Origin of the sequence: Microbacterium oxydans (genome assembly GCF_900095745.1) — a bacterium.
Classification (GTDB): domain Bacteria; phylum Actinomycetota; class Actinomycetes; order Actinomycetales; family Microbacteriaceae; genus Microbacterium; species Microbacterium oxydans_B.
Map to the genome: position 1 here is coordinate 264510 of NZ_FMIR01000014.1, position 13289 is coordinate 277798.

At 70.3% G+C, this 13289-nt stretch carries 11 protein-coding genes; 5 read left to right on the plus strand and 6 right to left on the minus strand.

Annotated elements, in window-relative coordinates:
* Nucleotides 1-82 precede the first annotated feature (82 nt).
* The 5 genes from BQ2383_RS07705 to BQ2383_RS07725 form a co-directional block, all read right to left on the minus strand.
* Nucleotides 83-994, minus strand: a complete 912-nt coding sequence (locus tag BQ2383_RS07705) for an aldose 1-epimerase family protein (protein ID WP_091032321.1) — start codon at nucleotides 992-994, stop codon at nucleotides 83-85.
* Nucleotides 995-999: 5 nt separating this feature from the next.
* Nucleotides 1000-2523, minus strand: coding sequence for an L-arabinose isomerase (araA, locus tag BQ2383_RS07710; RefSeq protein ID WP_091032060.1), 1524 nt, complete (start codon nucleotides 2521-2523; stop codon nucleotides 1000-1002).
* Between the two features lie 9 nt (nucleotides 2524-2532).
* Nucleotides 2533-4116 (minus strand): xylulokinase, encoded by a 1584-nt coding sequence (locus tag BQ2383_RS07715; protein WP_091032062.1) that lies wholly within the window; start codon nucleotides 4114-4116, stop codon nucleotides 2533-2535.
* Nucleotides 4113-4832, minus strand: a complete 720-nt coding sequence (locus tag BQ2383_RS07720; protein WP_091032064.1) for an L-ribulose-5-phosphate 4-epimerase — start codon at nucleotides 4830-4832, stop codon at nucleotides 4113-4115. Before BQ2383_RS07720 ends, BQ2383_RS07715 begins: the two co-directional genes overlap by 4 nt.
* Nucleotides 4833-5056: 224 nt before the next feature.
* Entirely contained in the window at nucleotides 5057-6067 is a 1011-nt protein-coding gene (locus tag BQ2383_RS07725; RefSeq protein ID WP_091032324.1) for a LacI family DNA-binding transcriptional regulator, read from the minus strand.
* Between the two features lie 57 nt (nucleotides 6068-6124).
* On the opposite strand from BQ2383_RS07725, the gene BQ2383_RS07730 reads away from it, so the two are divergent.
* Nucleotides 6125-6970 (plus strand): NAD-dependent epimerase/dehydratase family protein, encoded by an 846-nt coding sequence (locus BQ2383_RS07730; protein WP_091032067.1) that lies wholly within the window; start codon nucleotides 6125-6127, stop codon nucleotides 6968-6970.
* Nucleotides 6971-7018: 48 nt separating this feature from the next.
* On the opposite strand, the gene BQ2383_RS07735 is transcribed toward BQ2383_RS07730, so the two are convergent.
* A complete protein-coding gene (locus BQ2383_RS07735) occupies nucleotides 7019-8047 on the minus strand; it encodes a LacI family DNA-binding transcriptional regulator (protein ID WP_029264424.1) in 1029 nt (342 codons plus the stop codon).
* A gap of 172 nt (nucleotides 8048-8219) precedes the next feature.
* Here BQ2383_RS07735 and BQ2383_RS07740 point away from each other — a divergent pair, with 172 nt between their 5' ends.
* The 4 genes from BQ2383_RS07740 to BQ2383_RS07755 all read left to right on the plus strand — a co-directional run bounded on the left by BQ2383_RS07740 (nucleotide 8220) and on the right by BQ2383_RS07755 (nucleotide 13284).
* Nucleotides 8220-9518, plus strand: coding sequence for an ABC transporter substrate-binding protein (locus BQ2383_RS07740; protein ID WP_091032069.1), 1299 nt, complete (start codon nucleotides 8220-8222; stop codon nucleotides 9516-9518).
* 99 nt (nucleotides 9519-9617) lie between these two features.
* Entirely contained in the window at nucleotides 9618-10523 is a 906-nt protein-coding gene (locus tag BQ2383_RS07745; protein ID WP_029264422.1) for a carbohydrate ABC transporter permease, read from the plus strand.
* 5 nt (nucleotides 10524-10528) lie between these two features.
* Nucleotides 10529-11419, plus strand: coding sequence for a carbohydrate ABC transporter permease (locus BQ2383_RS07750; protein ID WP_091032072.1), 891 nt, complete (start codon nucleotides 10529-10531; stop codon nucleotides 11417-11419).
* Nucleotides 11416-13284 carry a beta-L-arabinofuranosidase domain-containing protein gene (locus BQ2383_RS07755; RefSeq protein ID WP_205828688.1) on the plus strand — a complete coding sequence of 623 codons (1869 nt, stop codon included), beginning with the start codon at nucleotides 11416-11418 and terminating at the stop codon, nucleotides 13282-13284. The genes BQ2383_RS07750 and BQ2383_RS07755 overlap by 4 nt, the downstream gene beginning before the upstream one ends.
* Nucleotides 13285-13289 lie beyond the last annotated feature (5 nt).

Here is a 13289-nt window from a genome sequence, read left to right on the forward strand (position 1 = left end):
GGAGTCCACTGTAACCTAAGCGCTTAAGTAGCTTGTTGCCGTACTGCCCCCGCGCCCTGCGGCGGCGGTGCGAATGGTCCCGCTACACCGCGAAGATCCGCCACGACGCCGCGTGCGTCGCCCCGGGGTCGAGGGTCACGAGATCCACGCCGGAGTTGAACGCGTCGGGCGGGCACGTCATCGGCTCGACCGCGAGGCCGATGCGGTGAGTGTCCGCGACGGCGGGAGTGTCGGCGGTGTGCACCTGCACCCACGGGCAGCGCTCGTCCCACGCCATCCCGACGCCGTGACCGTCGGCAGCCGTCAGCCGCACCTCGGCCAGGCCGCCGCCGCGGGCGAGGCCGGTGAAGGCATGATCGATGAAGACATCGCCGATGGGGCGCGCCGAGCGGAAGTCCCACTCCGGATGCTGCGACACCGGCTCGACGGCGACCGGGCTCAGCCGGTCGGGTGTGACCGTGAGCACCTCGGATGCCGGGAGCAGCAGGGTCCAGTCGTCGACGCCGCCCTGGCCGGCCACGAGATACGGGTGCGGACCGGTGCCCCAGGGCGCGGCATCCGCCCCGACGTTGTGCGCGGTCACCGTCTGCTGCAGCCCCTCGGCATCGAGCCGGTACTCGACCTCGACCTCGACACGGAACGGGTACCCGGTCTGCGGCAGGATCACGGCGGCCAGCACGACCCGGTCGTCGAGCACCAGACGGTCTTCGAACTCGACCCAGGCGAGCAGGCCGTGCAGCGCATGCGCGCGTTCCGGCTCGGTGAGCGCCAGCTGCTGCTCCTCTCCGCCGAACGAGTAGCGTCCGTCGACGATGCGGTTCGGCCACGGGGCCAGCGTCACGCCGCGGTAGCCGGGGCGCACGGCATCCGCATCGAACGGCACCACGAGATCACGCTCTTCGAACGTGAGCGTCCGCAGCGTCGCACCGATGCTGGCGATCACGGCCTCATACCCGTGCGCGGCGATCCGCAGCTGACGGCCGGAGCGCGGCATCGTCGTCACAGGCCCTGCGCCAGCCGGTAGTAGGCCTGGTTCCAGCGGACCTGCTTCTGGAACTCGGGCAGCGTGGTGCTGTCGTCGATCACGAGCAGCTCGACCTCGGCCATCTCGGCGAAGTCGCGGAACGCCTCGATCCCGACTGCGGTCGACATGACCGTGTGGTGGGCGGCACCGGCGGTGAGCCAGGCGGCGGCGCTGGTGGTGAAGTCGGGCTGCGGCTTCCAGACCGCGCGTCCGACGGGGAGCTTCGGCAGCGCGGCCCGCGGCGGCACGTTCTCGACCACGTTCGCGGTGAGGCGGAACCGGTCGCGCATGTCGCTGAGCGCCACCACGACGGCGGGGCCGGGATCGGCCGTGAAGACCAGGCGCACCGGGTCGTCCTTGCCGCCGATGCCGAGCGGGTGGATCTCGAGCGTGGGCTTCGCGGAGGTCAGCGACGGGGAGACCTCGAGCATGTGCGCACCGAGGATCAGCTCGTCGCCCGGAGTCATGTCGTAGGTGTAGTCCTCCATCAGGCTCGCGCCGCCGGGCAGACCCGCACCCATCACGTTCGCGATGCGCACGAGCACGGCGGTCTTCCAGTCACCCTCGGCACCGAAGCCGTAGCCCTCGGCCATCAGCCGCTGCACCGCGAGACCCGGCAGCTGCTTCAGCGCACCGAGGTCTTCGAACGACGTCGTGAACGCACCGAAGCCGCCCTCCTCGAGGAACGACCGCAGCCCGATCTCGATCGCCGCACCGTCACGCAGCGACTCGTGCCGCTCGCCGCCCTTCCGCAGCTCGGGCACGACCTCGTACAGCTCCTCGTACTCGGCGACGAGCGCGTCGATGTCGGAGGCGGATGCCGCGGCCACGGCGTCTGCCAGCTCGTTCACGCCCCACGTGTTCACCTGCACACCGAACCGCAGCTCGGCCTCGGTCTTGTCACCCTCGGTCACCGCGACGAAGCGCATGTTGTCGCCGAAGCGCGCGAGCTTCAGGTCGCGCGAGGCCGCGAGGCCCGCCGCCGCCCGCTGCCAGGTACCGAGCTCGCTGCGCAGGCGCGGGTCGGACGCATGCCCGACGATGGTCTTGCGCGGCACACCCAGGCGCGTCTGGATGTATCCGAACTCGCGGTCGCCGTGCGCCGCCTGGTTCAGGTTCATGAAGTCGAAGTCGATGTCGGCCCAGGGCAGCTCGACGTTGGCCTGCGTGTGCAGGTGCGCGAGCGGCTTCTGCAGCGCGTCGAGTCCGGCGATCCACATCTTCGCCGGGCTGAACGTGTGCATCCACGCCACGAGACCGATCACGCGGTCGTCGGCGTTGGCCTCCAGTGCGGTGCGCTTGATGGCCGCGGCATCCGTCAGCACCGGCTTCCAGACGATCCGGACCGGGACCTCGGGCGACTCGTCGAGCAGTCGCGCGATCTCCTGCGACTGCGCCGCGACCTGCGCGAGCGTCTCGGGACCGTAGAGGTGCTGGCTGCCGGTGAGGAACCAGACCTCGTAGCCGTCGAGGGAGGTGGTGAGCGGAGTGCGGGTCATGAACGGTCCTTACAGGGATTCGACGGCGGCGGCCTCGATGGCCAGGCCCCCTCGGTAGCGGTCGAGATAGGCGGAGAACCCGGCGACATCGGCCGGGTCGGGGTCGGCGGTGCTGAGGGATGCCGTGGCGAACACCCGCTGGTCGAGGTAGTCCGCCAGCGAGAGGTCTTCGGCATGGGCGAGGTACGAGGCGAGCACGGCGATGCCCCACGCGCCACCCTCGGCGGCGAGCTCGCCGACGGCGACCGGAGCATCGAGCGCACCGGCTAGGAAGCGCTGGGCGACCCCGGCGGTGCGGAACATGCCTCCGTGCGCGAACATCCGGTCGAGCTGCACACCCTCCGCCGCGAGCACCTGCATGCCGAGCGCGAGCGTGCCGAACACGCCGTAGACCTGGGCGCGCATGAAGTTCGCGAGCGTGAGCGCACTGTCGGGGGTGCGCACGAACAGCGGACGCCCCTCGATCAGGCCGGCGATCGGCTCGCCGGCGAGGTGGTTGTAGGCGAGGAGGCCACCGGCATCCGCTTCACCCTCGAGCGCCTCGCGGAACAGGACGTCGAACGCGGCATCGTCGTCGATCGGCTGGCCGGCCGCGGCGGCGAAGCGTGTGAACAGCCCCGCCCAGGCTGCGAGCTCGCTGGCGCCGTTGTTGCAGTGCACCATGGCCACGGCGTCGCCCGCCGGAGTGGTCACGAGGTCGAGCTCGTGGTGCACCTCGGCCAGCGGATGCTCCAGCACGACCATCGCGAAGATGCTCGTGCCCGCGCTCACGTTGCCGGTGCGCGGGGCGACCGAGTTCGTCGCGACCATGCCCGTTCCCGCATCACCCTCGGGTGGACACAGCGGGATGCCGGGGCGCAGTGCGCCACTCGGGTCGAGGAGGGCGGCGCCGCCGGCGGTGAGGGTGCCGGCCGCGGCCCCGGCGGGGAGCACGCTCGGCAGGAGCTGAGCCGCCGGTGCGGGCAGACGGTCACCGACGAGGGCGTCGTAGGCGTGCAGCATCCGCGCGTCGTAGGCGCCGGTCGCGGCATTGATCGGGAACATGCCCGAGGCATCACCGACCCCGAGCACCCGCTCGCCCGTGAGGCGGTGGTGCACATAACCGGCGAGGGTGTTCACGCTCGCGACCCGGGCGAGATGCGGCTCGGCGTCGAGCACGGCCTGGTGCAGGTGCGCGATCGACCAGCGCAGCGGGATGTTCACGCCGAACAGCTCCCCCAGCTCGGCAGAGGCCGCGCCCGTGCTGGTGTTGCGCCAGGTGCGGAACGGCACGAGCAGCTCGCCGGACGCGTCGAACGCCAGGTAGCCGTGCATCATCGCCGAGACCCCGATGGCGCCGAACGTGTCGGGACGGATGCCATGGCGCTCCTGCGCATCGTCGACCAGAGCCGCGTACGCCGCCTGGAGGCCGCTCCACACCTCGTCGATCGCGTAGGTCCAGCGGCCGTCTTCGAGGCGGTTCTCCCACGAGAACGAGCCTGTGGCGAGGACCTCGGTCGCGTCGGAGCCAATCAGGCAGGCCTTGATGCGGGTCGAGCCCAGCTCGATGCCGAGGCTCGTGCGCCCCTCACGGATGTCGTCGAGCGCACTCATCGGCGGGTGTCCTCGGACTGGCCATAGACGTTCTGATATCGGTCGAACAGGCTGTCGATCGCGGCCTGCGGAATCGGGATGAGCGGTCCCGCCTCGCGGGCGAGGTGCACGGTGCGTGCGACGTCCTCGACCATGACGGCGGCCTTCACGGCATCCTCCGCATCCGCGCCGATCGTGAACGGACCGTGGTTCTGCATGAGCACCGCCCGGGAGCGGTGACCGCTGAGGGTCTCGACGATGCCGCGGCCGATCGAGTCGTCGCCGATGATCGCGAAGGGGCCGATCGGGACGGGCCCGCCGAACTCGTCGGCCATCGCGGTGATGACGCAGGGGATCTCCTCGCCCCGCGCCGCCCACGCGACGGCGTAGGTCGAGTGCGTGTGCACGACCCCGCCGACGGTCGGCATGTGCCGGTAGACGTACGCGTGCGCTGCGGTGTCGCTCGACGGTGAGCGGTCACTGCCGGGCGTGCCGGGGATGACGTTGCCGTCGAGGTCGCACAGGATCATGTTCGAGGCGGTGAGGTCGTCGTAGCTCACACCGCTCGGCTTGATCACGAAGAGGTCGGCGCCGGGCACGCGGCCCGAGATGTTGCCGCCCGTCCAGATGACCAGGCCGTAGCGGACCAGTTCTCCGTGCAGACGGGCCACATCCGCGCGGACGACCGCGATCGCGTGCTCGATGTCGGGTTCGAAGGTGGGGGCGTCGTCGCTCACAGCTGCCTCTGGGTTCGCATCCGGCCACTGTGACCGGTCACAGAAGTCTGTCACGGCAGCGCTCGGTCCGTCAAGGCTCGCCCCCTGCGCCGCCCCCTCTCACCGAGTGCACGGGAAGCTGCCGAGCGCACCGGAAGTTCACGCCAGCAAGCCGTGCACTCGACAACAGGCCGTGCACTCGGCGACGAGGAGCGGGCGGGGAGCGGGCGGGGAGCGGGCGGCGGTCAGCGGGGCGGAGCGACGGAGGCGCGGGAGACCAGCACCGGCGCGATGGGAGTGAGAGCGGATGCCGCGCCCTCGGTTCCGCCGATCGCGGCGGCGACGGCCCGACGCGCGAGCTCCTCGAAGTCCTGCCGCACGGTGGTGAGCGGCGGCCAGTAGTACGCGGCATCCGGGGCATCGTCGAACCCGACCACGCTGACATCGCCGGGAACCGTGAGCCCCGCCTCGTGCAGGGCACTCAGCAGGCCGAGCGCCATCTGGTCGTTCGCCGCGAACACCGCCGTGACCCCGGAACCGCGAACCGCCTCGACCGCCGCGTACCCCGACCCGGCCGACCAGTCCCCCGCGATCACCGGTCCCGGCGTCAGCCCGCGGGCGGCGAGCTCCGCGGCGAACCCCTCGGCGCGCGACTCCGCCTCGAGCCAGTCCGCCGGTCCCGCGAGGTGCGCGATGCGGGTGTGCCCGGCTTCGGCGAGCGCAGCGACCGCCAACCGCGCGCCTGCGGCCTGATCCACCGAGAGTCCGGTCGCGCCGAGTCCGGCGGAATGCAGCGTCACGACCGGCACGTCGATGCGCAGCGCGGCGAGCGCCTCCAGCGTCTGGGCGTGCGGGGCGACGACGACGATCCCCTCCACCCCCTGCACGACGAGGTGGTCGACCGCCGCGACGACAGCCGCGACATCCGCCGCATCCGCGAAGGCCGCGCTCACCCAGTACCCGGCCTCGCGGGCCGAAGCCTCCAGCGCGGCGAGGCTGCGCGAGGGCCCGTACTGCAGCGCATCCGAGGCCAGCACGCCCAGGGTCCGCGAGCGCCGGGTGCCGAGTGCACGGGCGGCGTTGTTCATGCGGTAGCCGAGCTCGGCCATCGCGGCGAGCACGCGCTCCTTGGTGTCGGTGGCGACGTCGGGGTGGTCGTTCAGCACCCTCGACACGGTCTGCCGGGACACGCCTGCGCGGGCGGCGACGTCGCGGACGCCGATGGATCGGCTGCGGCCGCTGCTCGTGTCACTCACGCCGACGAGTGTACGACGCCCGGTCCACTCGGCCCGCCGCCGTGCCACTCTGGTGACATGCGCATCGCTCTCACCGGCTCCTCCGGCAAGCTCGGCCGCGTCGTCGCCCGCGAACTCCGCGCGAACGGCTACGACGTCATCGGCATGGACCTCACCGGCACCCGCGGCCCCGACTTCGTGCAGGTCGACCTGACCGACTACGGCCAGGTCGTCGACGCGTTCACGGCGGTCGGCGACAGGCACGACGGCATCGACGCGGTGGTGCACCTCGGCGCGATCCCGGCCCCCGGCATCCGCACCGACGTCGCGACCTTCCACAACAACATGCCGGCCACGTTCAACGTATTCTGGGCGGCCGTGCGCCTCGGCATCCGGCGCATCGTGTATGCGTCGAGCGAGACGGTGCTGGGGCTGCCGTTCGACGTGCCGCCGCCCTACGTGCCGGTCGACGAGGACTACCCCGCGCGCCCCGAATCCGTCTACTCGCTCGTGAAGACGCTCGAGGAGCAGCTCGCGACCGAGCTCGTGCGCTGGCACCCCGACCTGTCGATCACGGCCCTGCGGTTCTCGAACGTGATGGTCCCTGAGGACTACGCCGAGTTCCCCTCGTTCGACGCCGACGCCCTCGGGCGCAAGTGGAACCTGTGGGGCTACATCGACGCCCGCGACGGCGCCCAGGCGGTGCAGCGGTCGCTCGAGGTCGCAGCCCCCGGATTCGACCGGTTCATCATCGCGGCGGCCGACACGGTGATGTCGCGGCCCAACGACGAACTGCTCGCCGAGGTCTTCCCGGACGTGCCGAGGCGCCGAGAGTTCGGCCCGAACGAGACGCTGCTGTCGATCGACAAGGCGCGCCGGGTCCTGGACTACGACCCGCAGCACTCCTGGCGCGACCACGTTTGACGCCGGCAGCGCCGGGGTCGCCGAGCCCGTCGAAGCGCCTGGAACGGGTCAGCGCCGAGCGATGGTCGAGCCTCGGATGACCAGGCGCACGGGCAGATGGTGCGACCCCTCACCGATGTCGACGCCGTCGATCGCGTCGAACACGCGCTGCGCCGCCTGACGCCCGAGCTGCTGCAGGTTCGCGTCGATGCTGGTCAGCTCCGGGCGGGCGTTGGTCGCCAGCACCTCCCAGTTGTCGTAGCCGATGACGGCGAGGTCGTCGGGCACCGAGCGCCCGAGGTCCCGCGCCGAGTCGAGCACACCGCGCGCGATCTGGTCGGACCCGCAGAACACCGCATCGATATCCGGATGCCGCTGCAGCAGCAGCGCTCCGGCATCCCGACCCCAGTGCTCGGTCCATTCCGAGAGCATCGGGGCGCCGACGAACTCGAGCCCGGCTTCGGCGAGCGCGGCCCTGGCACCGGCGAGGCGATCCTGCGCCGCGGCGTAGGAGGGTTCGCCCGAGATGTGCGCGATGCGTCGGCGCCCGCACGAGAGCAGATGCTCGATCGCGAGGCGCCCTCCCGCGTAGTTGTCGGGGGTGAGAGACAGGTCGCGCGGATCGTCCGACGGCGCATACGCGTACACGACCGGAACCGGGATGTCCTGCCCCAGCGAGGGACGCGGGTCGGTCTGCCGTCCGACGACGATGATGCCGTCGACGCGGCGGCTCAACAGCTCTTTCAGGTGATGCTGCTCGCGGATCGCGTCGCCGCGGGCGTCGCAGAGGAACACGTTGATGCGCCCCGCACCGAAGGCGTCTTCCGCCCCCATGAGGATCGGGATCATGAAGCGGCCTTCGAGGTCGCTGGTGAGCAGTCCCACCGTGCCGGTGCGTCCGGCGAGGAGCCCTCGGGCCATCGCATTCGGGGTGAACGCGAGCTCTGCGGCGGCGGCCACGACCCGGGCCTTGGTGGCCACTGCGACATCACCGCGGTCGTTGAGCGCCTTCGATGCCGTGGCGATCGAGACGCCGGCATGCCGTGCCACGTCGCTGAGCGTCGCCGCCTTGCCCGCCATGTCGCCGCTGCTGACCATCTCGCCCCCTGAACGTTTCTGAAAGGTTATCGGAGCGATGCTTGACCGCCGCGCTTCATTCACGATATACCTTTCGAAAGCGGTTTCGGAGTTTTCGAAATTGCACCTCAGCTCGACACTGCCGTCGCTCGCCGACCGCATCCACTCACCGAAGAGTCCTGGAGGCAATCCCATGCACACCACCCGACGCCGTGCGTTCCGCCGCACGGCCACCATCCTCGCCGTCACCGGCCTGCTCGCCGTCCCACTGGCGGGCTGCGCAGCCGGCGACGACACCGCCGGCCCGACCGAGGAGATCCCCGCGGGAGGCGTCGACGACGGTTCGACGCTGACGCTCTGGACCCGCGCTCCCATCGAACGCCAGGCCAAACTGCTCGTCGATGCGTACAACGACTCGCACGAGAACCAGGTCGAACTCACGGTCGTCCCCAACGACGACTACGTCGCCAAGGTCGGCGCCGCCGCCGGGTCCGGCGGACTCCCCGACCTCTTCGCGGCCGACATCGTCTACGTGCCCAACTGGGCGCAACAGGGCCTCTTCGCCGACCTCTCGACCCAGATCGACGGCCTCGACTTCAAGGACGAGATCAACCAGGGCCACCTCGACGCCGGCACCGTCGACGACAAGGAGTACGTGCTGCCGTTCGCGCTCGACCTCTCGATGCTGTTCTGGAACAAGGAGCTGTTCGCCGAGGCCGGCCTCGACCCCGAGAAGGCGCCGGCGACGCTCGAAGAGTTCTCCGAGGCCGCGCAGGCGGTGCAGGCTCTGAACAAGCCCGACACCTACGGCACCGCCACGGGTCTGAACTGCGGCGGCTGCCTGGTCTTCACCTGGTTCCCCTCGGTCTGGGCCTCGGGCGAAGAGGTCATGAGCGACGACGGCACCGAATCGCTGCTGAACGGCGACGCGGCTCAGGCTGTGTACGACACCTGGGCCGAGCTGGAAGAGGCGGGCGCGGTGCTTCCGAGCTCCACCGACGAGACCGGCCCGACGTGGACCGCGGCCTTCAGCGAGGGCAAGGTCGGCGTGATGCCGTTCCCGGCGACGCTCCTCCCCTCGCTGGAGTTCGACGCGGGCGTGGCCGGCATCCCGGGTGTCGACGGCGGCGTCTCGACGTTCGTCGGCGGCGACGGCATCGGCATCTCGAAGGACTCGAAGCAGTCCGCGCAGGCCTGGAACTTCCTCGACTGGATGATGTCCGAGGAGGCACAGGTCGAGGTGCTCGCCAAGGACGGCAACGCGGTCTCACGCGGCGACCTCGCCGACAACGAGTACGCGGCGGCCGACCCCCGCCTGGTCACGATCAACGAGGTCGCGGCGCAGGGCAGCACACCCGTGGCTCTGAACTTCCAGCAGGCGTTCAACGCGCCGGGCAGCCCGTGGCTCACGCTCGTGCGCAACCGGGTGCTGAACGGCGAGGACTCCGTCGACGCCGACAACGACGAGATCACCGCCATCCTCGGGCAGTGATTTCCGGCGGGCGGCGCGCCATGACGCGCCGCCCGCCGCTCCCCTCGACTGCAGCGACAGCATCCGACAAAGCGACAGCCTCCGACGAAAGAGAACCCGATGACCTCGACCGCACCCCCGCTGCGCCGCCGACGCGCGCGCACCGGATTCGGCGGCCCCGTGCAGGGGTGGTTGTACGCCGCCCCCACCGCGATCTTCGTGGCGCTGCTCTTCGTGGTCCCGCTGATCCTCGTGCTGCAGATGTCGGCATCCGACTGGCCGCTGCTCAGCGGGAACCAGGGGTTGAACTTCCCCGAGAACTACGTGGATGCCGTCAATCACCGTCTCTTCTGGGACAGCATCCGCTTCACCCTGCTATACACGGTCATCACCACCGTGCTCCTGATCGGCCTGGGTCTCGGGCTCGCGCTGCTCGTGCAGGAGTCGACCCGCTGGAAGGGCCTCCTGCGCACGGCGTTCCTGATTCCGAGCGCCCTGGGCCTGGCATCCGCCTCGCTGCTCTTCTATGTGCTGTACTCCCCCATCGCCGGACCCTTCGCCGGACTCATGAAGTCGTGGGGCATCACCTTCCTCGGCACCCCCGACGGCGCACTGTGGTCGACGATCTTCCTCATCGTGTGGCGCTTCGCCGGCTTCTACATGCTGCTGATGCTCGTGGGACTGCAGGGCATCCCCGACGACATCTACGAAGCCGCGCGCATCGACGGCTCGAGCCGCTGGCAGACCTTCCGCTACATCACGGTCCCCCTGCTGAAGCCGACGTTCGCGCTCACGACCGTGATGTGCGTGACCGGGTCGCTGCTCGCGTTCGAGCAGTTCTACATCCTCACCAAGGGCGGCCCCGACAACAGCACGATGACGGTCGTGCAGCTGATCTACAACGTGGCCTTCCAGGGGCAGAACAGCCTCGGCATCGCCGGCGCCCTCTCGGTGATCGTGCTCCTCGCGCTCATCGTCATCAACGTCTTCCAGTTGCGCGCCTTCCGGCGTCCGGATGAGAGCTGACCCGCATGTCTCAGACACTGACCCGCACCATCGTCGCGCCGGACCACCAGCCGACAGCGCCCCGATACCGCTCCACAGCGGCCCGCATCGTCTTCGGCATCCCGTACTGGGTGTTCACGACCGCCCTCGCGGTGATCTTCCTCTACCCGCTCATCTGGACCGGCGTCTCGTCGGTCAGCCCGATGGCGGGCACGAGCCAGACCGACGGCTGGGGGTTCGGCAACTATGCCGCCCTCGGCGAGTACCAGGCGGGCATCTGGGTCTACCTCGGCAACTCGCTGTTCGTCTCGGTGCTCACGGTCGCCCTGACCCTGTTCATCTCGCTGCTCGGCGGCTACGCCTTCGCCCGGTTCTCGTTCCCGGGTAAGAACGCGCTGTTCCTGCTGACCCTCGCGATCCTGATGGTGCCGTACGCGACCCTGCTCATCCCGCTGTACGTGATCCTCAACGCGGTCGGCCTGCAGAACTCGCTGGTCGGGGTGGCCCTCGTGATCACCATGTTCCAGCTGCCGTTCTCGATGTTCATGATGCGCATCTCGTTCGAATCGATCCCGCGCGAGATGGACGAGGCGGCGATGGTCGACGGATGCTCCAGCTGGGGCGCCCTGTGGCGGGTGCTGCTCCCGGCGGTCAAGCCCGGACTCGTCACCGTCGGGCTGTTCGCGTTCCTCACGGCATGGAACGACTTCATGGCGCCGCTGATCCTCATCAACGACTCGAACCGCATGACACTGCCGCTCGCGGTCGCGAACCTCCGCGGGCAGGTGCAGGGTGTCGTCGACTACGGCGCCACCGAGGCGGGAGTCGTCGTGCTGGCGCTCCCCTGCATCGTGCTGTTCCTGATCCTCCAACGACACTACGTGCGCGGCTTCATGTCCGGCGCCTTCAAGGGATGACGATGTTCGACACCACTGCACCGGCTGCTCCGGTGGTTCCCACGCGCGGGCGCCTGCGCCCCCTCGGCCTCGACGACGTGCGCATCACGGGCGGATTCTGGGGCGAACGCCAGGCCGTCAACGGCACGGCGACCCTCGACCACATCGAATCGCGCCTGGAGTCGGAGGGCTGGCTGCCTAACTTCGATCTCGCCGCCGCGGGCACACTGCCCGAGGGGCGCCGCGGGCGGGAGTTCGCGGATTCCGAGATCTACAAGTACCTCGAGGCCCTCGCCTGGGAGATCGGACGGACGGATGCCGCGACCGATGCCCCGCTCGAGCAGCGTTTCCGCGCCGTGGTCTCGCGGGTGGCTGCCGCGCAGGAGACCGACGGCTATCTGAACACGCAGTTCGGGCGCCCGGGGCAGGGCGAGCGCTGGTCGGATCTGGAGTGGGGCCACGAGCTGTACTGCCTCGGACACCTCTTCCAGGCGGCGGTCGCTCGGCACCGCACCCGGCCGGATGCCGACGACGGACTCGTCGCGGTCGCCCGACGCGCGGCCGAGCTCGTCTGCGGCGAGTTCGGCGCCGACGGCCGCGACGCGATCTGCGGTCACGCCGAGGTCGAGGTCGGACTCGCCGAGCTGGGACGGGCGCTCGGGGAACAGCGCTTCATCGACCAGGCGGCCCTGTTCGTCGAACGGCACGGCCGCGGGTCGCTCGCCGAGATCGAATGGGGCCAGGAGTACTTCCAGGACGACGTGCCGGTGCGCGCGGCCGAGGCGCTGCGCGGGCACGCCGTGCGCGCGAACTACCTGGCCTCCGGCGCCACCGACGTCGCGATCGAGCTCTCCGACGACAGACTGCTCGACGCGTTGCGCGGGCAGTGGGACCGCACGGTCAAGCGCCGCACCTATGTGACCGGCGGTCAGGGATCGCACCACCAGGACGAGGCGTTCGGCGCCGACTGGGAGCTGCCTTCGGATCGCGCCTACTCCGAGACGTGTGCCGGAGTCGGGTCGATCATGTTCTCGTGGCGGCTGCTGCTCGCGACCGGCGACACCCGTCACGCCGACCTCATCGAGCGGACCCTCTTCAACGTCGTCGCGACGTCTCCCGCGCCGGACGGTCGGGCGTTCTACTACGCGAACACCCTGCACCAGCGTGTTCCGGGGGTACCTGCCGATCCGGAGGGAACGTCCAAGCGTGCTTCCTCGTCACTGCGGGCGCCGTGGTTCGAGGTCTCCTGCTGCCCGCCCAACGTGGCGCGCACCTTCGCGAGCCTCGCGGCCTATGTCGCGACGGCCGACGACGAGGGCGTGCAGCTGCATCAGTACGCGCCGGCATCCGTGCGGACGGCGCTGCCCGACGGACGCGTGATCGCGCTCGACATCGCGACCGGATACCCGGTCGACGGCGGCATCCGGGTGACGATCGCGGAAGACGCCGAGTTCACGCTCACCCTGCGGGTGCCGGCGTGGGCAGAGGGCGCGACGGTGCGGGTCGACGCCGACGGCGAGAGCGCGCAGCATCCGGCCACTCCCGGCACGGTCGAAGTGCGCCGCGCCTTCCGCGCCGGTGATTTCGTCGAGCTGACGCTGCCTCTCCTGGCGCGCACGACGAGCCCCGATCCTCGCGTCGACGCCGTGCGCGGCTCGGTCGTGGTCGAGCGCGGCCCCGAGGTGCTGGCTCTGGAGTCTCTCGACTTCGGCGCCGATGTGGTCGACGCGGTGGTCGCCGGCGAGCCCGTCGAGTCCGGAGGTCAGGTGCGGATGCCGTTGCGGAACCGCGCCTCCGGCGAGGTCGCGGAGGCCCTGCTCGTCCCGTATCACGACTGGGCGCAGCGCGGTCCGTCGACGATGCGGGTCTGGATCCCGACGGCCTGACCCCC

Coding starts and splice junctions, on each gene's coding strand:
- BQ2383_RS07705 (WP_091032321.1), bottom strand. CDS start 994: ATGCCGCGCTCCGGCCGTCAGCTGCGGATCGCCGCGCACGGGTATGAG.
- araA (WP_091032060.1), bottom strand. CDS start 2,523: ATGACCCGCACTCCGCTCACCACCTCCCTCGACGGCTACGAGGTCTGG.
- BQ2383_RS07715 (WP_091032062.1), bottom strand. CDS start 4,116: ATGAGTGCGCTCGACGACATCCGTGAGGGGCGCACGAGCCTCGGCATC.
- BQ2383_RS07730 (WP_091032067.1), top strand. CDS start 6,125: ATGCGCATCGCTCTCACCGGCTCCTCCGGCAAGCTCGGCCGCGTCGTC.
- BQ2383_RS07735 (WP_029264424.1), bottom strand. CDS start 8,047: ATGGTCAGCAGCGGCGACATGGCGGGCAAGGCGGCGACGCTCAGCGAC.
- BQ2383_RS07740 (WP_091032069.1), top strand. CDS start 8,220: ATGCACACCACCCGACGCCGTGCGTTCCGCCGCACGGCCACCATCCTC.
- BQ2383_RS07745 (WP_029264422.1), top strand. CDS start 9,618: ATGACCTCGACCGCACCCCCGCTGCGCCGCCGACGCGCGCGCACCGGA.
- BQ2383_RS07750 (WP_091032072.1), top strand. CDS start 10,529: ATGTCTCAGACACTGACCCGCACCATCGTCGCGCCGGACCACCAGCCG.
- BQ2383_RS07755 (WP_205828688.1), top strand. CDS start 11,416: ATGACGATGTTCGACACCACTGCACCGGCTGCTCCGGTGGTTCCCACG.